Raw genomic sequence first — 20,071 nt, 5'->3', positions numbered from 1 at the left:
GGCGATGCTCGCGATGCTCGCGCCCGGGTCGGCGGCGAGCATCCGTGCCCCGGTGGTCAGAACGGCTTCAAGATTGCGTGCTGCGTCGGCTCTCACGGGCCCACCCTAGCCAGCGCTGTGCAACCTGCCGCAGGTGCCGCCCCGCTTCCGTGGCGGTACCTGCCTCAACCGTCTCGGTCGCGGGGCGGCCGACGGGTGCCCCGCGACCGGTCCTCACCCCTGGCGCAGCAGCTCGGCCGCCCGCTCGGCGATCGCGTAGACCGTGGCATTGGTGTTGTTGGAGGGGATGGACGGCATGACGGAGGCGTCGGCCACGCGCAGGCCCTCCAGCCCCCGCACCCGCAGCTCGGAGTCGACGACCGAGACCTCGTCCTCGCCCAGGGCGCAGGTGCCGACCGGGTGGCAGTAGGAGCCGAAGTACCTGCGGGCGTAGGCGCCCAGAGCCTGCTCGTCCGGGGCGCCGGGCCCCGGGCTGACCTCTTCGGCGCCCCAGGCGGCGAGCGCGGAGGAGGCCGCGATCCGGCGGGCCGCCCTGATGCCGGACACCACCGCGCGGACGTCCTCCTCCGCGCTGAAGTACGCCGGGTCCAGGACCGGCGGCGCGTACGGGTCGGCGGAGGCGATGCGCAGGGTGCCGCGGCTGACCGGGCGCATTGGGGAGACGCCGATGGTGAAGCCGTTCTCCACCGGGGCCACCGGGTTGGGGAGGGCGATGTCGATGAAGATGATCTGCACGTCCGGGCCGTCGGCCTCGGGTGTGCTGCGCAGCAGGCCGATGATCTCGCCGTGGTTGTACCGCGCGGCGGGCACCGGGCGGCCGGTGCGGTGGACGAGGTTGGCCCGGGGATGGTCGTGCAGATTGCGGCCGACGCCGGGCAGGTGGTGGAAGAGCGGCACCTCGGCCCGGCGCAGCTCCTCCTCGGGGCCGATGCCGGAGCGCAGCAGCAGCGCGGCGGAGCCGATCGTGCCCGCGCTCAGCACGACCTCGCGGGCCGCGGTCGCGGTGTGCACGCGGCCGTCGACGCCGTACTCGACGCCCGTGCAGCGGGTGCCGTCGAACAGCAGCCGGTGGGCGACCGCGTCCGTGACGACGCGCAGGTTGGGGTGGTGCAGGACCGGGGCCAGATAGGCGTCGGCCGCGCTCTGGCGGCGCCCGGCGACGACGTTGAGATCGACGGGGGCGAAGCCCTCCTCCAGGCCGCCGCTGATGTCGTGGGCCCGGCGGTGGCCGGTCTCGACGGCGCCTTCGAGGCAGGCGAGCAGCACCTCGTTGGGCTCGGCGGCGGGGCCGACGGTCAGGGGGCCGTCCAGTCCGCGGCCCGGGGCGCCGCTGACGGCGGTCTCGGTGCGCCGGAAGTACGGCAGCAGGTCGTCGAAGGACCAGCCCTTGGCGCCGTGCTCGCTCCAGCTGTCGTAGCTGGAGCGGTGGCCGCGGGCGAACACCATGGCGTTGATGGCCGAGGAGCCGCCGAGGCCGCGGCCCCGGGGCAGCGGGACCGGGCCGCCGGAGGAGTCCTGGACCACCGTGGCGTCACCCCATCCGGCGCTCGAAGCGGCCAGCGAGGGCCAGGCCGGGGGATGCGCCACCGCGTCCGGCAGCCCGACGGCCGGACGGCCGGCCTCCAGCAGCAGGACGCGGACGTCCGCGTCCTGCGACAGCCGTGCCGCCAGTACGCACCCGGCGCTGCCGCCGCCGACCACGATCACGTCGTACGCCGGTTCCCGTCCGGAGTTCTGTGCGGTCATGTCGCCTCGCCCCTCGCCTGGATCGATCCTGCGATCAGTGATGAACCGTCATGAATCGACGATTCGCTTTCTAGCGTATCACCGGTCCGTATCAACGATCCGTAAGTTTTGATACCGTCGGTTCATGGCAGGCGTGGAAGGCATGGAGGACATGGGACACAGCGAAAAAAGAAGAGAAAGAGCAGAAGGAAGAGGAAGAGAAGGGGAAGGGGAGCCGGGGCCGGAGGCGGCGGCCGCGGGCGTGCGCCGCAGGATCGTCGAGGCGGCCGCCGGCCTGCTGGTCTCGGAGGGCATCGACGCCACGTCCACCCGCGCCGTCGCGGCCCGCGCCGGAGTGGCGCCGCCGACGATCTTCCGGCTCTTCGGGGACAAGGACGGCCTGCTCGAAGCGGTGAGCGAGCACGGCTTCGAGACGTACCTGCGGGCCAAGGCGAGGCTGCCGGAGAGCGGCGACCCGGTCGACGACCTGCGCGTCGCCTGGGACCTGCACATCCGGTTCGGGCTGACCCAGCCGGCGTACTACACCCTGGCGTACGGGCAGGCGCGCGCCGGGCAGGTGCCGCGGGCCGGGCAGAAGGCCGTCGCCGAACTCCAGCGCATGATCACCCGGGTCGCCGCGGCCGGGCGGCTGCGAATGAGCATCGAGCGCGCGGCGGCCATCATGCACGCGTCGAGCGTGGGCACGATCCTCACCCTGATCGGTGCCCCGCCCGAGCAGCGCGACCTGCGCACCGCGGACGCCGCGCGCGAGATCGTGCTCGCCGCCATCAGCACACCGGCCACCGCCCCGCCCGGGACCGGGGAGACCGGCGGCAGCGGGGACACCGGCGGGACTGGAGAGACCAGCGGGACCGGAGAGACCGGGGAAGCCGACGACACGGCGAAGGCCGCGATGGCGCTGCGCGCTGCGCTCGCCCGGAGTGACTCCCCGGCGGTCACCCCGGCGGAGCGGTCCTTGCTCGTCGAGTGGCTCAACCGGCTGGCCGACACGGGCTCCCGGCCGCCCGAGGACGGCTGAGCGCGGTGAGCCGGGCGGGCACGGGGGCGGCGCTGGCGGCGGGGACGGTGCCGTCACCGGGCGGACACGGGCGCGGGCGCCGGTGCCGCGCCGTCGCCGGGGCGCCCGCGCCTGCCGGGGCGGGCGGCGCGGTGGGCGGCGACGCCGAGGGCGAGCAGCCAGTAGCTGAACAGGGCGCCCATGAGCGCGGTCGTCCCCCAGCCGTTGGCGGCGTAGAAGTGCGCGGGGGTGTTGCCGAAGAACAGCGAGGGCATGAAGGCCAGGTTCACCGCCGCGAGGGCGTAGGCCGTGCGGTGCACCCAGCGGGGCAGCAGTCCCGTGCGGGAGAGCGTGTAGCCGGTGGCCGCCAGGAACATGGCCAGCAGCATGCGGGAGACCGTGCCGTACAGGATGTAGGTGCCGCTGACCGCGATGGTGGGGTCGATGGGACGGTCCGTCTGGATCACCGCCCCCGCCTCCAGGCCGCTGGAGATCAGGGTGACGACCGTGTACGCGACACCGGCGGTGAAGGCGAGGGTGCCCGCCCACTCCAGGTCCGGCCGCGCGGTGCGGACCAGTTCCCGCAGGGAGGTCACGAGGACGAGCAGGCATCCCAGGGCGAGAATCCCGATCAGGAGCCGGGCCAGCACATTGGAGTCCGGCGGCGGGCCCGAGTAGACGAAGTACAGCGGTACTTCGACGATGAGGGCGAGGGCGGTGGCGAGGGCGCTGAACGCGGTCATGCGCCGGGCGGCGGTCTTCTGCACGGGGTTCCTCCTCGGGCCGGGGCCGGGGCCGTACCGCTCCGGCAGGAGAAATGCTGGCAGCGGAGGGGCCCGGAAGCGCTCGGCCTGGCACCCGGACCGGGGGTGGACCCGTCGACACCCCCGGTGTCGTCCCGGAGGGCGCACCGGGCCGCCCGCGCGCCGCGCAGTGCCACGGATGTGCCGCATATGTGCCGCATGTGTGCCGTGGAAGTGACGTCGGACTGCCGCCGTCAGCGGACCAGGTGGTCGAGTGCCGCGGTGGCCAGGCTGAGGGCCGCGTGCAGCTCCGTCACCTCGGCGACGGTCGGCCGGACCACATCGCACCAGTTGCCGCGCAGCGCGGGCCAGACGGCCAGCAGCACCTGGGCTCCCGGCAGCCCCAGATGGGCGCTGACGTCCGTCCGGCCGTCCGCCGCGTGCGTCCAGGACAGCCGCACCCGGCCCGCCGGGATGCGGGAGGGGTCGTCGAGCGTGGTCCAGCGGACCTGGAACGTCCGGCCGGGCGCCTTCCGCACCGTCGTGACCAGCGCACCGCGCACGTCCTCGGGCATCGGCGCCCGGACGAGGGTGCGCAGCTCGACGGGGCTGCGGTAGGGGTCGCGGCCCGGGACGAGCGTGAGGAGGGGGCGGGGCGCCGGGCCGCCGTCGGGGCCGGGCGCGGACCGGCGCCGGGGCAGGGGCGGCCGGGCCGGCGGGCGGCGGGAGGCCGGCCGGCCCGTCAGGTCGATCATGTTGAACCTGGTCATGCGGACTCCGAACGGGAACGTGCGCGCCGGTGCGGCGCGGCTCTGTCCACAGTCGCCTTTCGGCCACGGAGGCGCATCGGTCATCTGACTGCATCCGACACCTGGTCCCTTCGGTCCCTCCAGGTCCTCTGGGAGGAGGTGCCGGGATCCGCCCCGACGTACAAGAGGCTCCCCCGGCGTCATGACGCCGGGGGAGCCTCTTCCTGATGCGGGTACCGCGAGTTGCCGGGTCGTCAGGCCCGTGCGGTTCCGGTGGTCAGTACAGGTTCTTGTACGTGTTCCAGCCGGTGCCGAGCTTCACCCGGGCCTTGAACTGGCCCTGGCCCGTGGAGCCGTAGCGGTACAGCTCGCCCTTGGAGTTGACCGCGACCAGGTCGGCGTTGTTGTCGCCGTCGAGGTCGCCGGGCGAGGCCAGCTTGTTGTACTGCTGCCAGCCGTCACCGATCTTCACCTTGCCGGCGAACGGCGCGCTGCTGTTGCCGGTGCCGCGGTACAGGTACAGCGTGCCGGAGGGCGTGCGCGCGAGGACGTCGGCACGGCCGTCGCCGGTGAGGTCGCCCGCGCCGACGATCTTGTCGTACGCGTTCCAGCCGCCGCCGATCTTGATCGGGGAGGCGACGGAGGCGCCGGTGCCGTTGCCGCGGAACAGGTACAGGTTGCCCGAACCGTCGCGGGCGAGCAGGTCGCCCTTGCCGTCGTCGTTCAGGTCGCCCGGACCGATGAAGAGCTTGTAGTTGCTCCAGCCGGTGGCCAGGGCGTCGTCGGCCCCGGCGCCGTAGTTGTACAGCGTGCCGCTGTACAGCTCCAGCAGGTCCGCGTACCCGTCCGGGTCGAGCGAGGACGCGTAACCGATCTGCGCCCCGGCCCAGCCGCCCGTGTCGCTGATCTGCGAGCGGGCGCTGAACTGGCCGTTGTGCTGGGCGCCGTACCAGAAGAGGGTGCCCGCGTTGTCCAGGCCGATCAGCGAGGACTTGCCCCAGTACGGGTTGGCACCGCTGCCGGCGAAGAGGTCGACGGGCTCGAAGCCGCTGCCGTTCTTCTGCCGGGCGGCGAAGTTCCCCGACCCGTCGGCGTAGTACGAGTACAGGTCACCGGAGGCGGTGCGGCCGAGCAGGTCGCCGAGACCGTCACCGTTCCAGTCACCGGCGGCGATGATCTGGTTGTACGCGTTCCAGCCGCTGCCGATCTTGGTGCGGGTGGCGAGCGGGGCGGTGGCGCTGCCCTTGCCGGCGTAGAAGTACAGGTCGCCGGAGGGCGTACGGGCGACGACGTCGCCGATGCCGTCCTTGTTCATGTCCCCGACGCCGACCAGCTGGTCGAACATCGACCAGCCGGAGCCGACCAGGACCCGCGCGCGGAACGGGCTGCTGTCGCTGCCCGTGCCCTGGTACAGGTACAGGTCGCCGGAGTAGGTGCGGGCGAGCAGATCGGGCTTGCCGTCACCGGTCACGTCGCCGGGCGCGAAGACCTTGTTGTAGATCTGCCAGCCCTGGCCGGTCCACAGAGCCGGGCCGGTGCCGTCCGTACCGTTGCTCTGGTAGAGGGACAGGGTGCCCGTCGTGGACAGCGTCAGGACCTCGTCGCCGCCGGAACCGTCGAGGTTCCCCGGCGTGATGATGTCCTTCTGCTTCTCGTCCGGGGTCGCCGTGTCGATGGTGTACGGCGTGAAGTCGTTCGTGGAGCTGAGCCACGCGAGGACGGTGCCGTCGTCGAGCCGGACGAGGTTGTCGCCGATCTTGTCGCCGTCGAGGTCGAGCGACGCCGCGACGGCCTTGGTGCCCGCGCGCAGAGACCTCGCGCGCGGGTCGGCCTGCGGCCGGTCCCCCTTCGGCGTCTTCGCCTTGGGCGCCGGAATGCTGACGTCCTGCGACGGCTTGTCGGCGGCCAGAGCCGGCGTGCTCAGGAACATGCCCGCGGCGACCGCGAGGGCGGTGCAGCCAAGCAGCCGGGAACGGCGCGCTCTGTTGAATGGGCGCGAAATAGACAAAAGCCCCCCACTGATCAAATTGTGGCGTCGACATCCTGAAAAGATTCAGTGAAGCCGATGTTCGTCGGATTGTACGATAGCTGTGAGGTTGCTGATGCCCGCGGTGTCGCGGGTCCGGCCACCACTCGATGACCGTCAGGTGAACACCCCTCAGGCCGCCGCGTCCGGCGGCCGGGTGACCTCGTCGGCCCGGCCCAGGAAGCGGAACGCGCCGCCGGTGACGCCGTAGAGGAAGCTCGCCCGGGTGAAGTCCAGGGGATGGGTGGGGTCGTCGGCGCTGAAGCGGAGCGGCTTGGCCACCCCCTGCGCCGAGGTCCGGAAGAGCCGGTCAGCGACCTGCCCCGGGGTGAGGTCCCCGGCGCCGCCGAGCGCGCTCAGCGTCCCGGCCACCAGGTTCACGGCGTCGTACGCCTCGGCGGCCCACCGGCCGGGCGCGCGGCCGTACCGCGCGCGGTAGGCGGCGGTGAAGGAGCGGGCCGCCGCCGTGGTCATCGCGGCGGGCTCGCTGTAGGGGGCCGACACCACCCAGCCGTCGGCCGCGTCCCCCGCCGCGTCCAGGAACGCCGCGCGCATCACCGGCTCCACGGCGAGCCGCGCACCGTGGAAACCGGCCGCGGCCAGGGCGCGGGCGCAGGCGGCGGCCCGCGCGGGAGAGGTCCCCGCGTAGACGACGGCCTCCGCGCGCGCGGCCAGCGCACCGGCGACGGCCGGGCCGAAGTCGGCCGAGTCCGCGGCGGTCTGATGGCCGCTCACCGTGCCGCCGCCGGGCGGCTGCGCCCGGATCGAGCGGGCCAGCCGCGAGGCGGCGGCGCCGCCCGCCAGGTCCTCGACGACCGCCGTCCGGCGCACCGGACGGGCCTGGGTGAGATAGACCGACAGCGGCAGCCCGAGCGCCTCCTCGGCCCGTGTCACCCCCAGCGAACGCACCCGGGCCAGGTCGTCAGGGGAGGCCGTCGAGGAGATCAGCAGCACCGGCATGGACACCGCTCCGTACACCTGCGCGGCGGCGTGCACCGACGCGGCGGAACCGGGACCGAGCACCGCGCACACGGCGGGATCGGCGACCAGCCGCCGGGCCGCCTCGGTGGCCTCGGCGGGCCGTCCGTGGTCGGCGACGGCGCGTACCGCGAGCCGGAAGCCCGCGCCGGTACGGGAGTTGTGCGCGGCCACGGCCAGCCGGGCGCCGCGCTCCTGCTCCGGGTCCGCGCCGTGCAGCGCGACGGTGTGCTCGGGCGGCGGCGGACCCGCGGCCGTGCCGTGCCCGCGCGCGAACAGCGTGAGCGCCCCGGCCCCGGCGGCGCCGAGCACCCCGGCCGCCGCGCCGCCGACGACGAGGAACCGGCGCCGGGAGGACGCCGGACGCGCACCCGCCGCGTTCCCGGACGGCATGGACGCGCGGGCGGGATCTGCGGCGGTGCCCAGGGCGGTACGGGCACGGCCCGTGCCGTCGTCCCGCGCGGGCGCCGCCGCCCGTGCGGGCGGGTCGAGGGCGCGGGCGGAGTGCGCGGCGACCAGCCGCAGCAGGGCGGGCGGCAGCCAGTCGCCCGCTCCGTGCGCGTCCTCGTCCCGGACCGCCGGGCCCTCGGGAGCCGGGACCCTGGGGTCCGGCGGGCGGTGGACGAACGCCTCCCGGACCTCCTCCGCCGTGGGCCGCGCCGCCGCTTCCTTGGCCAGGCAGCGGGCGACGGCGGCGCGGGCCGGGCCCGGCAGCCGGGCGAGGCCGTCCAGCTCGGGTTCCTCGTGGACGGTGCGGTACAGGACACCGGCCGGTCCGCCGCCGCCGAACGGGGGCCGTCCGGTGGCCGCGTACGCCAGGACGCAGCCCAGCGAGAACAGGTCGCTCGCCGGGCCCACGGTGCCGCCGCGCACCCGGGTCTGCTCGGGGGAGAGGAAGCCGGGCGTGCCGATCACCGCGTCCGGCGCGGTCAGGGCGGTCGCCGCGGCCGAGCGGGCGATGCCGAAGTCGATGAGGCGGGGACCGTCGCGGCCGAGGACGACGTTGCCGGGTTTGACGTCCCGGTGCACCAGGCCCCCGGCGTGCACCTCGGCCAGCGCCTCGGCCAGCAGGCGGCCGAGGGTGAGGACGGCGGGCACCGGCAGCGGGCCGTGCGCGGCGACGGCCTCGGCCAGCGAGGGGCCGGGCACGAACGCGGTGGCCAGCCAGGGTTCCGGGGCGTCGGTGTCGGCGCCGGTGACCCGTACGGCCCAGCGGCCGCGCACCCCGGCCGCGAGCCGTGCCTCGCGCCGGAACCGGGCCCTGAAGTGCGGATCGGCCGCGTGCTCGGCGCGGATCACCTTGAGCGCGACCAGCCGCCCGCCCCGGCCGCGGGCCAGGTAGACCACGCCCATGCCGCCCGCGCCGAGCCGGGCCAGCAGCCGGTGCCCGCCGATCGCGACGGGATCGTCCGCCGTCAGTGCCCGCATCCCCGCCCCCCCCATGCCGTGCTCGCCGTTTCTCTCCGGCTCTGCGCCGGGTGCCTCAGGCCAGGTCCACCGGACCGACGTACCGCCACCGGCCGCCGGTCACCCGCAGATGGCTGAGCCGGCCGCCCTTGAACGTGCCGTCCTTCTCGAACGCGTACGTCGCCGCCACCCCCTTGAAGTCCGCCGCGCGCACCGCTACGAGCAGGCGGGCGCGGCTCGGCCGTCCGCCGTGCGCGCGGTGCAGGGCGGACAGCCGGTCGATGAGCAGCCGGGCCGCGTCGTACGCCTCCACCGCCCAGACGCCCGGCGTGCCGCCGTAGCGGGCGCGGAACGCGGTGGTGAAGGAGCGCACGGCCGGGATGCCGGGGCTGGTGAAGGAGGTGAGGGCCTGCCAGCCGTCCGCCGCGGCGCCCGCGGCGGCGGGGAAGCCGTCCGCGGCGGCGGGCCCGTCCAGGAACCGCGGGCCGCCGAAGCCGCGTCCGGCCAGGGCCCGCGCGACGGAGGCGGCGCGTTCGGCGGTGCCGCTGTAGTAGAGGGCGTCGACGCCGTGGCCGAGCATGTCGGCGAGGACCACGGACGGGTCGGGCGCGGCGGCGGGCACGATCCGGATGTAGGGGGAGAGCTTGAACCTGGCCGCCGTGCCGTACGCCATCTGCACGGCCTCCCGGCCGGTCAGGCGGCCCGCGCGGTCCATGAGCAGGCCCGGCCGCCGCACGCCCGACGCGGCGAGCCGGGCGTCGGTCATGAAGGCGCCCGCCATGGTGGGCGGGGCGCAGCGGAAGTAGGCGCGCGGGTCGGTGACCAGGGCGGAACCGACGGAGGACAGGCACAGCTCGGACACCGTCAGCAGGGGCGTCCCGGTGTTCTCGTACGAGGCCAGGGCCGCGGCGGTGGAGGTGAACCCGGTGGGTCCGACGACGGCGAACACGTCCCGGTCGCCGGTGAGCCGCAGGCCCGCCGCCCGCGCCCGCGAGGCGAGGCCGCCGTCGTCCTCGGTCCGTACGGTGAGGGTGAACGGCCGGTCCGGGCGGGAGTTGAACTGCTCGACGGCCAGCCGCACCCCCTGTTCCTGGGCGCGGCCCGCCGTCCGCTGCGGTCCGCTCAGGTCGGCCTGGACACCGATCACCCACCGCCGGGCCGCCGGGGCGCCGCCGTGCCCGCCGCCGCGCAGGGCCGCCCACAGCGCGGTGCCGCCCCCGGCCGCGACGAGCGCGCCGACGGCCGTCAGGGCGAGCAGCCGCCGCCGGGAGGCGCGGGGCGGTCCGGCGGCGGAGGGCGGGCCGGGATCCGGCTGCCGCACGGCGCCGGGGCCGGCCTCGGTGGGCTCCACGGCGGGCAGCGCCAGCATCCGCGCGGACCGGTCGGCGATCATCGCGACGACCGGCTCGGGCAGCCAGTCGGCCGAGCCGTCCGGCGCACCGGCCGGGTCCTCCGCGGCCTCCGGGTCCCGTCCGTCCGGGGTGAGCCGCTCCGCGACCCCGGCGGCGGTGGGCCGGTCGCCGGGCTCCTTGGCCAGGCAGCGCTCCAGCAGCGCCCGCAGCCCGCCGTCGTCCGGTACGCCGTCGAGGTCGGGCCGGTCGTGCACGGTGCGGTACAGCAGGGCGTCGGCCGCGCCGCCGCCGAACGGGGGCCGCCCGGTGGCCGCGTACGCGAGGACGCAGCCCAGCGAGAACACGTCGCTCGCGGTGCTCACCTGCCCGGCCCGCGCCTGTTCCGGCGAGAGGAAGCCGGGTGTGCCGACGATCACGCTGTCGGAGGTGAGGGCGGTCGCCTCGGCGGAGACGGAGCGTGCGATGCCGAAGTCGATGAGCCGGGGCCCGTCCAGGGCCAGCAGCACGTTGCCGGGCTTGACGTCCCGGTGCACGAGACCGGCGCCGTGCACGGCATCGAGGGCGCGGGCCAGGGCGCGGCCCAGCACCCGCACCGCCGCACCCGGCAGCGGCCCGGCCGCCGCGACCGCCTCGGCCAGGGACGGGCCGGGCACGAACGCGGTGGCCAGCCAGGGCTCCCGCGCCCCGGCGTCGGCCCCGGTCACCCGCGCCACCCACGGACCGGCCACCCGGCGGGCCGCGGCCACCTCCCGCCGGAACCGGGCGCGGAACTCGGCCTCCCCGGCGTACTCGGAACGGATCACCTTCACCGCGGCCAGCTCACCGGAGTCCGCGCGCGCCAGGTACACCACGCCCATGCCACCGGCGCCCAGCCGCCCCAGCAGCCGGTGACCGCCCAGCCGGGCCGGGTCGGAGGGCAGCAGCGGTTCCATCACGTGCCCTTCCGGCCGGACGCCGCCACGGACGGCCCGGCGGTACCGGAGGGGGTGCCGGACGCCGTACCGGCCGGGCGCGCGATCTCGGTCTTCACCCGCCCCAGCATCTGCGTGAAGTACGTCTGCACCAGGTCGACGGAGGCGTCCTCGTCGCGCGCGGTGCCGCCGCACAGCGACGCGCTGACGACCACCGGGCCGAACGTCGCCTGGGTCCACCAGTACGGGTACGGACCGCCGCGCGTATCGCTGACACACTGTCCGCGCTCGATCAGGGTGTCGTCGCTGAAGGCGTTGTTGCCCTCGCCCCAGGCGTAGGCGCCCGACGTCAGTCCGGTCAGCCGTGCACCGGCGCGCGGGGTCTGCCCGGGGCACCGCAGGGCCTCCTCCGCCATCCGGGCCTCGTCCCACGCGGCGAGCAGGGCCGTGCGGTGCACGGTGACCTCGGCGGACAGCCGCAGCGCGGGCGCGCCGCCCGCGCCCGGCACCTCGAAGTCGCGCCGCAGATTGCCCAGGACCCCGGCGGGCAGCGCCGCGCGCCGCCACACGCAGTCCTCGCCCAGCACCGCCCAGGTGTCCGGATCGCTCTCGTACGGTGCCGCCCGCCGGGCTCCGCCGCCCACCAGCGCCTCGTCGGCGATGACCGCCCGGATCAGCGCCCGCGCCGCCCGCGCGTCGGCGGGGGACTTCGCCGGGTCGGCCTCCTGCGCGGGCGCGTCGGCGGGGAGCGGGGCGGCCGGACCGCCGGAGGCGGGTGCTCCGGACGGCGGCGGACCGGAAGCGGGCGGACCGGAAACGGAGGGACCGGGAGCGGAGGGACCGGAAGCAGGTGTGTCCGGCGAAGGTGTCTCGGACGAAGGTGTTCCGGACGAAGGTGTTCCGGACAGCCGGGCCGCGGCGGTACCCGGGGCGTCGCCGGAAGCCGCGGCCGAGGACGGGCCGCCGCGGGCGCCCGTGTGGGTGCACGCGGTCAGCACCAGCGCGCATCCGAGCAGCGCGGCGCCGCTCCGCAGACCTCTCCCCAGCCCCACGAACGCCCATCATGGCAGGGGCCGCGACCCGTCGTCAGGGCGTCTGATCAGGGTGGCCGGATCCGTTCCCCGGCCCGGCAAGGTGCGGGTGCACGGACACCTCTGCCGTCCCGGACCCAACTTCCGCTTATGATTCGACGCGTGTTCGATTCACGGCACATCAGGACCTTCCACGCGGTGGTGACGGCCGGGACCTACTCCGGGGCCGCCGCCGTCCTCGGCTACACCCAGCCGGCGGTGACCCAGCAGATGAAGGCGCTGGAACGGACGGTGGGCTCGCCGCTGTTCGTCCGGGTCGGCCGGCGGATGCGGCTGACCGAGGCCGGCGAGACCCTGGCCCGGCACGCCGAGGGCATCCTCGGCAGTCTCTCCGTGGCGGAGGAGCAGGTCACGGCCATCACCCGGCTGCGCTCCGGCCGGGTACTGGTCTGCGCCTTCCCCAGCGCCAACGCCACCGTCGTCCCCGAGGCGCTGGCCCGGCTCGCCGCCGACCACCCGGGCATACGTGTGCAGTTGCTGGAGGACGAGCCGCCCGACTCGCTGGAGCGGCTGGCGCGCGGCGCCTGCGACATCACACTGGCCTTCACCTATCCGGGACTCCGGGAGTCGGTGCCGGACGAGGTGGTGGAGATCCCGCTGCTGGAGGACCAGTTGACGGTGCTGCTGCCGATCGGGCACCCGCTGGCCCGGCGGCGCGCGGTCCGGCTCGCCGACCTCGCCGAGGAGCGCTGGATCGCCGGGTGCCCGCGCTGCCGCACCAACTTCCTGCACGAGTGCGCCGAACTGGGCTTCGCGCCCGACATCGCGTACACCACGGACGACGGGCTCGTGGTGCAGTCGCTGGTCGCCGAGGGGCTGGGGGTGGCCATGATGCCCGGCCTCGTGCTCTCCTTCCTGCGGCTCGACCGAGTGGCGGGCCGGTCCCTGGAACCGGCCGTACGGCGGCGTATCTCGGCGTACGTGCTGCGCGAGCACCTGCGGATACCGGCGACGGCCCTGGTCGTCGACACCATCAAGGAGGCCGCCGAGCGGCGCGTCGGCTGCTGAACCGGGGGCGCGGGTCCGGTCGGTCCGGTCCCTCCTCCCGCACAAGCGTCCTCTCGCACAGGTGTCCTCCCGCGTAGGTGTCCTCCCGTATAAGCACCGCTTGGGAACGACCGAAGAAACCGTCGTTGGACCTGTGGTTCTCCCGGTCCGACGCTGGCGTCATGACCACTACCGACGTCCGCACGCGCACGGCGGCCACCCCCCGTCCCGGCCGCCTCGACCGCCTCGACCGCCTTGTCCAGGAAGTGCGGGAGGCCGTACGGCAGGGCCTGTCCGGTGAGCGCACCGCAGACCTGGTCGCCCAGTGCCTGGCCCCGCATCTCGGCGCCGGGGACCTGCTGACCGAGGAACAGCGCGAAGGCAGCACGGACCACTACCGCCAGCACGTCCTGCACGTCGAGGCGGACGGCAGCTTCTCGGTCGTGGCCCTGGTGTGGCTCCCCGGACAGCGCACCTCCGTCCACGACCACGTGTCGTGGTGTGTCACGGGAGTGCACGAGGGACGCGAGCACGAACGCCGCTACCGGCTCACCGGCGAGGGCGCCGCGGCCCGGCTGGTCGCCACCGAGGACGTCGTCAACGAGCAGGGCGACGTGTGCGGTTTCGCGCCGCCGGGCGACATCCACCGGGTCTGGAACGGCGGCGCGGGCAAGGCCGTCTCGCTGCACCTCTACGGGGCCGACATCGGCCGCCTGGGCAGCAGCGTCCGGCGGGTCTACGAGCCGCCGGCCGACGAACGATGAGCGGGCGCGGGCGGACCGCAGTGGTGGCCGAGGCACCGGAGCCCGCGTCCGCGCGCGCCGGTACGGCCCCGCGTCCCGCGGGCGGCGCGCCGCGTCCCGCGGCCGGGCCGCGGGCGAAGCTGCCCGGTCTGGCGGCGGCCGCCGCCGGGGTCGCGCTGGCCTGGGCGGTGCACCGGCTGCTGCCCGGTGTGCCGATGCTCACCGCCGCCGTCGTGGCCGGTGTCGTCGCCGCGCACGTGCCGCGGCTGCGCACCGTCGTACGCGGTGCGGCGCGGCCCGGACTCAGCTTCGCGGGCAAGCGGTTGATGCGGGTGGGCGTGGTCCTGCTGGGCCTGAGCGTCGGTCTGGACGACATCGCGGGCCTGGGCTGGGAGACCGTCGCCATGGTGGTGTGCACCGTGGCCGCGACCTTCGCGGGCACGGTCTGGCTCGGGCGGCGCCTCGGTCTGCCCGGGGACCAGCCGCTGCTGATCGCGACCGGCTACTCGATCTGCGGGGCGTCCGCGGTCGGCGCGATGAGCGACGTCTCGGGCAGCGAGGAGGAGGACGTGGCCACGGCCGTGGCGATGGTGACGCTCTGCGGCACCCTGGCCATCGTCGTCCTGCCGCTGCTGCACGGGCCGCTGGGCCTGGACGCCACCCAGTTCGGGCGCTGGGTGGGCGCCGGGGTGCACGACGTCGGCCAGGTGGTGGCGACCGCGCAGACCGCCGGGCCGACCGCGCTGCGCGAGGCGGTCCTCGTCAAGCTGATGCGGGTGGCGATGCTCGCGCCGCTGGTCGCCTCGGTCGGGCTGGCTCTGCGGCGCCGCAGGCGCGAGGACGCCGCGCGGGCGGCGGACGGGACCGGGGGCGGCACCGGCGCGCGGGAGGGCCGTGCGGGCGGGCGGACACCGATCGTGCCGCTCTTCGTCGTCGGCTTCCTGGCCATGGTCGCGCTGCGCTCCACCGGGCTCGTCCCGCACTCCGCCCTCGACCTCGCCCACCACGCGCAGGAACTGCTGCTGGCCGCCGCCCTGGTGGGCCTGGGCAGCGCGGTCCACCTGCCGTCCCTGGTCCGCGACGGCGGACGGGTCGCGGCGCTCGGGCTCTGCTCCTGGATCGTGATCGCGGGTGTGTCGTACGGAGGTGTGCTGCTGACGACCTGACGACCTGACGGACGGCTGGCGGGCGACCGGCGGACGGCCGGTGGACGGCCTGGCGGATCCGCCTCCCTCACCTGAGTAACCGGCTTGACTGGTGACGCTCTTCATGGAAGAGTCGTCACCAGCCCAACCGGTTACTACTTCTCGATGCGAGGGACACCATGGCCGTCATCCGCTTCCACCTCATCTCCGAGCTCAGCCCCGCCGACGTCGTCAGGGTGCTGACCGACTTCGGCCCCTCGCGCGCCGAGAACTGGCCCACCATCGACGCCGAGCACTTCACCGTCCACGGATCCGGCGACACCTGGGCCGAGGTGACCGAGGGCACCGCCGCCGCCTGGGAGCGGGCGCGCTACCAGTGGGACATCGAGGAGGGCCGGGTCGACATCACCACGCTCGACTCGAAGCTCTTCGGCGCCGGCGGCGGCTGGGTCTTCACCGCGACCCCCGAGGCCGACGGCACCCGCGTGGACGTCGTCCTGACCCGCCAGCCCTCCTCGGTCAAGGGCAAGATGCTCGCCGCGCTGCTCCCGCTCGCCGCCCCCGCGTCCCTGCGCAAGTCCTTCTCGGGCCCGCTGAAGGCGAAGAAGTAACCCTCCGGGGCCTGGCTCAGCCCTCGCCCGGAGCCACGTTGTGGTTGAAACGGAAGACGTTGGAAGGGTCGTAGCGCCGCTTCACCGCGGCCAGCCGGTCGTAGCGCTCCGGCCCGTACACCGCCCGCACCTCCCGCGGGTCCGTCGCCTCGTCCGGTGACAGGAAGTTCACCATGCCGCGCTCCAGCGCCCACGGGGCCAGCCCGTCCATCACCTCGGCGAGCCCGCCCCTGAGCGCGTCCGCCCGATCCGCGCCGCCCACCGCGAACGCGAACACCACGAACGCCGCGCCCCGCGACGACACCGCGTCGGCGACGGCCGGTTCACGGTCGAAGGCCCCGCCCAGCGCCCGGATCTCCACATTGGCCAGCGTGCAGCCGGACTCCGGCCCGGTCAGCCGCACCAGCGTCTCCACCGTCTTCTCGGTGAACTCGCCCAGGCAGACGCTGCGGTCGTAGTACGGCATCGGGTCCACCGGATCCAGGTGGATCTCCCCGACAGCGGTGTACGGCTTCTCCCCGACCAGGTCGAGCAGCGGCGGGGCGACCGCCCGCAGCGGCGCGAGCAGCCGCTCGCCCTCGGCCGCCGAACCCAGGTGGCCGAACCGCAGATGCGCCACGAACGCACCGCGCAGCGGCTCGGGCAGCACCGGCAGGTCGGGCAGCCGCTGGACACCGACGGAGGTCGTCGTCTCCTCGGGCAGGGACGGCACCCAGGCGCGCCACGCCTCCAGCAGCTCGGCCAGGCACTCGCCCGGGAAGTAGATCCCGCCGCCGTAGAAACGCGTCACCGGGAACACGTCGAACTCGATCTCGGTCACCACACCGAAGTTGCCCTTGCCGCCGCGCATCGCCCAGAACAGCTCGGGCTCGCTGTCCGCGTCGACCCGGCGCACCTCCCCGTCCGCCGTGACGACCCGGAGGCCGCGCACATGGCCGGCCGCGTACCCCAGCGTCCGCCCGAGCAGGGGGCTCTGGCCGCCGCCCAGGGTGTAGCCGACCACACCGACGTCGGGCGCCGAGCCCGCCAGCGGGGCGAGCCCGAACTCGGCCGTGCGCGGCAGCACATCGCGCCAGCGCACGCCCGCCTCCGCCCGCACCGTCCGCGCCTGGGCGTCGACGGACAGATACGTCATCCGGCCGGTGGTGACGAGCAGCCCGCCGTGCGCGGGCGCGGTCACCTGGTGGGCCGCGCTCTTCACCGCGACCGGCATGCCCCGCCCGGCCGCGAACCGGACGGCCGCGCGCACGTCGTCCTCACCGGTGGCCCCGACCACCACCGCGGGCTCCAGAGGGCTGTTGAGGTTGTACGTGGCGCACTCGGCCGCGTACCCGTCCTCGCCGGGCAGCAGCACCGGCCCGGCGACGGCCTGCCGCAGAGCGGCCACGTCCCGCGTCGAAAGGGCCGTCGCGGTGTGCTCCGTAAGGTTCCCGCTCATCGAGATCTCGCTCATCCACTGGGGGTGCGGTCCGTCCCCGCGTGTGTGCGACCGGACGCGCTCCGCCACGGCGGTGCGCGCGGGGGCGCTTCGGCACACGGACACACGAGGACGAACCCTGGCGGTGAGTACACGAGCCGGACGGAACCGGGGGTTCAGCCGACCGGAACCGGCGGCGGCCGACCGGTGTCCGAAATGATGCGGTGGCGTCCGGAAACCGGCCCCGGGATTGCCTTGTGGCGCGTGTTACGGCAGAGTCTCGGTTCGTACGACCGCCCCATGCCGTGCCGCAGGGGCTCTGCGAAAGGAAACCCTGTGAGCCGGATCTCGGTCCGGGGACTCGCCGTGGCCTCCGCCACCGCGGTCACCGCTGTCGGAAGCGTCGTCGGTGTCGCCTCGGTGAGCACCGCGCAGAACAACGACGCCGAGGCGACGGCGGCCGACCCCACACTCCTCGCGGACATCCCGGTGGGCATGCAGGCCCCCGTGCAGACCGCTTCCCTGACGCAGCAGGCGGACGCCCAGGCCATCGCCGCGGACGTCAGCGCCAAGAAGGACGCGGAGCAGGCGGCCCGCAAGGCGGCCGCCGAGACCGCGATCGCCAAGAAGGCGGCGGCCGAGAAGGAGGCCGCGGAGAAGGAAGCCAAGGAGAAAGAGGCCAAGGAGAAGGCCAAGCAGCAGGAGGAGCTGAAGAACGCGTCGAGCCAGTCGGCCGGCGCCGACGCCTCCAGCTTCCCGGTGCAGAGCTCCTACAGCGTGGCCCAGATCAAGGCGATGGCCCAGCAGATGGTGCCCGGCGGCCAGTTCCAGTGCTTCAGCAACATCGTGAGCCACGAGTCCGGCTGGAACATGAACGCCGTCAACGCCTCCTCCGGCGCCTACGGCCTCTTCCAGGCGCTCCCGGCCGGCAAGTACGCCTCGGCGGGCGCCGACTGGCGCACCAACCCGGCCACCCAGATCAAGTGGGGCCTGAACTACATGAACTCCAGCTACGGCAGCCCGTGCGCGGCCTGGTCGTTCTGGCAGACCAACCACTGGTACTGAGCGGACCGGCGGCTCAGCCCTCCTCGGGCGCGGCTCCTGCGGCGGTGCCGCCGCCGTCGGCCGCCACGGTGTAGGTGTCCTTGACCTTGACCTCCGTGACCCCGCGCCCCTCGGGGAAGACCCCGCGCCAGTCGCCGCTGACGTGCAGTTCGTCGGTGCCCATCGCCCGGATCACCAACAGGCCCTCGTCGTAGCACCGGTGGGCCTTCCACCACAGGTTCACGAACGCCTGGCTGCGGATGAGGTGCATCCAGTCGGTGCGGTAGATCTCGCGGTTGTAGTTGGACTCGCCGAGCGTGGAGACGAACTTCGAGTACATCGCCTTCACATACGTCAGCGTCACCTCGTCGTCCTCGGCGATGGCCCGGTCCCGGGCGTCCTTGAGCGCCACCCGGAACTTCTCCAGCAGATTCTCCGTGGCGCCCGAGGTCCACGACTCGTGGATCTCCGGCGGGTCGCACAGGCCGTACTTCGGTCCGGACAGCCGCAGCAGCAGCCGCAGCGTCGGCTCGGTCACCCACAGCGGGCCCGGCTCGTCCCGGCTGCCGATCGGGTTCGGCAGCACCGCGTCGTGCTCCCAGGCGGGCGCCGTGATCAGATGCACACCGGCCCGGCGGCGGTCGTGGTGATCGCCGGTGGAGTGCTCCAGTTGGCCGAGCGGCAGATGCGTCTTCAGCGCGCTCAGATAGGCGCCGTTGACGTCGAGCGCGGTCACCTCGTGCGTACCGGGCGGCAGTTCGGGCCGCGTCCACTTGGGCCGGGCCTCCCAGATCTGGTCGGCGCCGCGCGCGCTCTGCTTGTGCAGCACATCGGGCAGCCAGGGATGGGCCACGATGTCGTAGCGCCCGCCCTTGCGGGTGTGGTCGAGCAGCGCCATCGCGTCCGGGATCGCCCGCCTGACCAGCGCGGCCGTGGCCGCCTCGACATCACCGGAGTGCTGCGCCAGGACCTCGGCCACGGCACGGGCGACCGGGTCCGCCTCGCCCGCCGAGGCCGCCTGCGCGCGCCGCCCGACCGGGACGATGGGCACACCGCCCCGGTCGCCCCGGTCGCCCCGGTTTCCGCCGTCGGCAGGGGTCGTGGGCCGGGCAGCGGCGCGGGGGGTGCGGGGTCCGGAGTCCCGCGCGGGCGGCGGGGCGGGGGCCGCCGGTGCGGCGCCGCACTCGGCCGGGTCCAGGTGCTGCGGGAACCCCGCCACCTGTTGCCGGGCGGGCCCGCCGCACAGCACACACGCCCGGGGCCGCGCCAGCATCTCCACCTCGTCGACGGCATCGACGGCGTTCTCGGCGTCCCCGGCGTCGGCACCGGACTCCTCGGGCGCGCCGACCGGTTCGGCGGGTCCGGCAGGTTCGGCAGGTTCGACGGGGTCGGTGGGCTCCGCGAATCCGGAGGGTTCGGCGGGTTCGGCAGGTTCGGTGGGCGCGGCCGTTCCGGACGGCGCGGTTCGCTCCTCAAGTCGGGCGCGCGCCCCGGAGAGGAAGTACGCGTACTTCTCCCGCACCTCGCCCGCGGGGTCCCGCCCCGACTCCCAGCCGCCCACCGTGGACGGGCTGACCCCCAGGACCTGCGCCACCTGGGCGCGCGACAGGTTCAGCCCCTCGCGCAGCACGCGCCGCTCCGCGGCGTCCGGCAGCGGCACCTCCTGCCGGGCGGTCGCCAGCAGAGCGTCGATCGCGTCGAAGTCCGTCATCGCGCGGCCTCCTCCGAAGCAGGGGCAGCGGCGGCAGCGAGAGCGGGAACAGCGGACTGTCCGGCCGCACCTGTGCCCGCACCCGCGCCCGCACCCGCGCCGGTACGGCGGTCGGCTCCCCTGCGGCGGGCGTCGGGCAGCGCCTCCGAGGCACGGGTGGGTCCGGCCAGCAGGTCGAGGGCGTCGATGCCGAAGTGCCCGGCGACCGCGTCGCAGTCGTCGAGGCTCCACGCGGTGCTGCCGGACTGACGCCGGCTCACCTGGGCCTGGCTCACTCCGAGGGCCGCCGCGAGGTCCGTCTGCGACTCGCCGGTGGCGTGCAGGAGCGCCGCCACCGCTGTCCGGACCCGGTCCGCCGAGGTCATCCGCATACCGCCGAATCTAGCACCCGGATCCCATGGCTCATGCGCAAG

The 20,071-nt window shown here is 74.8% G+C and carries 16 protein-coding genes; 6 read left to right on the top strand and 10 right to left on the bottom strand.

Features of this window, described 5'->3' with window-relative positions; all coding sequences use genetic code 11:
* Positions 1-213 precede the first annotated feature (213 nt).
* Positions 214-1,746 (bottom strand): GMC family oxidoreductase, encoded by a 1,533-nt coding sequence (locus ACWDYF_RS36750; protein ID WP_389471101.1) that lies wholly within the window; start codon positions 1,744-1,746, stop codon positions 214-216.
* A gap of 124 nt (positions 1,747-1,870) precedes the next feature.
* On the opposite strand from ACWDYF_RS36750, the gene ACWDYF_RS36745 reads away from it, so the two are divergent.
* Complete coding sequence (locus ACWDYF_RS36745; RefSeq protein ID WP_389471104.1) at positions 1,871-2,764, top strand: TetR/AcrR family transcriptional regulator; 894 nt, start codon at positions 1,871-1,873, stop codon at positions 2,762-2,764.
* A 53-nt stretch (positions 2,765-2,817) separates the two neighbouring features.
* On the opposite strand, the gene ACWDYF_RS36740 is transcribed toward ACWDYF_RS36745, so the two are convergent.
* The 6 genes from ACWDYF_RS36740 to ACWDYF_RS36715 form a co-directional block, all read right to left on the bottom strand.
* Positions 2,818-3,510, bottom strand: coding sequence for a hypothetical protein (locus ACWDYF_RS36740; RefSeq protein ID WP_389471107.1), 693 nt, complete (start codon positions 3,508-3,510; stop codon positions 2,818-2,820).
* A gap of 230 nt (positions 3,511-3,740) precedes the next feature.
* Complete coding sequence (locus ACWDYF_RS36735) at positions 3,741-4,256, bottom strand: hypothetical protein (protein ID WP_389471109.1); 516 nt, start codon at positions 4,254-4,256, stop codon at positions 3,741-3,743.
* Between the two features lie 256 nt (positions 4,257-4,512).
* Positions 4,513-6,165 carry an FG-GAP repeat domain-containing protein gene (locus tag ACWDYF_RS36730; RefSeq protein WP_381741769.1) on the bottom strand — a complete coding sequence of 551 codons (1,653 nt, stop codon included), beginning with the start codon at positions 6,163-6,165 and terminating at the stop codon, positions 4,513-4,515.
* Between the two features lie 228 nt (positions 6,166-6,393).
* A complete protein-coding gene (locus ACWDYF_RS36725) occupies positions 6,394-8,667 on the bottom strand; it encodes a bifunctional serine/threonine-protein kinase/ABC transporter substrate-binding protein (RefSeq protein WP_389471113.1) in 2,274 nt (757 codons plus the stop codon).
* 55 nt (positions 8,668-8,722) lie between these two features.
* Positions 8,723-10,930, bottom strand: coding sequence for a protein kinase domain-containing protein (locus ACWDYF_RS36720; RefSeq protein ID WP_389471117.1), 2,208 nt, complete (start codon positions 10,928-10,930; stop codon positions 8,723-8,725).
* Positions 10,930-11,961 carry a hypothetical protein gene (locus ACWDYF_RS36715; RefSeq protein WP_389471122.1) on the bottom strand — a complete coding sequence of 344 codons (1,032 nt, stop codon included), beginning with the start codon at positions 11,959-11,961 and terminating at the stop codon, positions 10,930-10,932. Before ACWDYF_RS36715 ends, ACWDYF_RS36720 begins: the two co-directional genes overlap by 1 nt.
* A gap of 141 nt (positions 11,962-12,102) precedes the next feature.
* Between ACWDYF_RS36715 and ACWDYF_RS36710 the strand changes: the two genes are divergently transcribed.
* The 4 genes from ACWDYF_RS36710 (at position 12,103) to ACWDYF_RS36695 (ending at position 15,486) form a co-directional block, all read left to right on the top strand.
* Positions 12,103-13,008, top strand: a complete 906-nt coding sequence (locus ACWDYF_RS36710; RefSeq protein ID WP_389471125.1) for a LysR family transcriptional regulator — start codon at positions 12,103-12,105, stop codon at positions 13,006-13,008.
* 161 nt (positions 13,009-13,169) lie between these two features.
* Positions 13,170-13,751 (top strand): cysteine dioxygenase family protein, encoded by a 582-nt coding sequence (locus ACWDYF_RS36705; protein ID WP_381741764.1) that lies wholly within the window; start codon positions 13,170-13,172, stop codon positions 13,749-13,751.
* Positions 13,752-13,771: 20 nt separating this feature from the next.
* Complete coding sequence (locus tag ACWDYF_RS36700) at positions 13,772-14,896, top strand: YeiH family protein (RefSeq protein ID WP_389471161.1); 1,125 nt, start codon at positions 13,772-13,774, stop codon at positions 14,894-14,896.
* Between the two features lie 158 nt (positions 14,897-15,054).
* Entirely contained in the window at positions 15,055-15,486 is a 432-nt protein-coding gene (locus ACWDYF_RS36695) for an SRPBCC family protein (protein WP_381741762.1), read from the top strand.
* A gap of 16 nt (positions 15,487-15,502) precedes the next feature.
* On the opposite strand, the gene ACWDYF_RS36690 is transcribed toward ACWDYF_RS36695, so the two are convergent.
* Complete coding sequence (locus tag ACWDYF_RS36690; RefSeq protein WP_381741760.1) at positions 15,503-16,924, bottom strand: FAD-binding protein; 1,422 nt, start codon at positions 16,922-16,924, stop codon at positions 15,503-15,505.
* A gap of 315 nt (positions 16,925-17,239) precedes the next feature.
* On the opposite strand from ACWDYF_RS36690, the gene ACWDYF_RS36685 reads away from it, so the two are divergent.
* Complete coding sequence (locus ACWDYF_RS36685) at positions 17,240-17,968, top strand: aggregation-promoting factor C-terminal-like domain-containing protein (RefSeq protein ID WP_018569586.1); 729 nt, start codon at positions 17,240-17,242, stop codon at positions 17,966-17,968.
* Positions 17,969-17,981: 13 nt separating this feature from the next.
* Here ACWDYF_RS36685 and ACWDYF_RS36680 read toward each other — a convergent pair whose 3' ends face one another.
* Together ACWDYF_RS36680 and ACWDYF_RS36675 are read right to left on the bottom strand one after the other, a co-directional pair.
* Positions 17,982-19,658, bottom strand: coding sequence for a helix-turn-helix domain-containing protein (locus ACWDYF_RS36680; protein WP_389471132.1), 1,677 nt, complete (start codon positions 19,656-19,658; stop codon positions 17,982-17,984).
* A complete protein-coding gene (locus tag ACWDYF_RS36675; protein ID WP_389471135.1) occupies positions 19,655-20,029 on the bottom strand; it encodes a helix-turn-helix domain-containing protein in 375 nt (124 codons plus the stop codon). The genes ACWDYF_RS36680 and ACWDYF_RS36675 overlap by 4 nt, the downstream gene beginning before the upstream one ends.
* Positions 20,030-20,071: the final 42 nt, after the last annotated feature.

It is taken from the genome of Streptomyces sp. NPDC003284, assembly GCF_053589675.1.
Note: the sequence above shows the minus strand (reverse complement) of the source record. Positions and strands in the feature narration are given on the sequence as shown.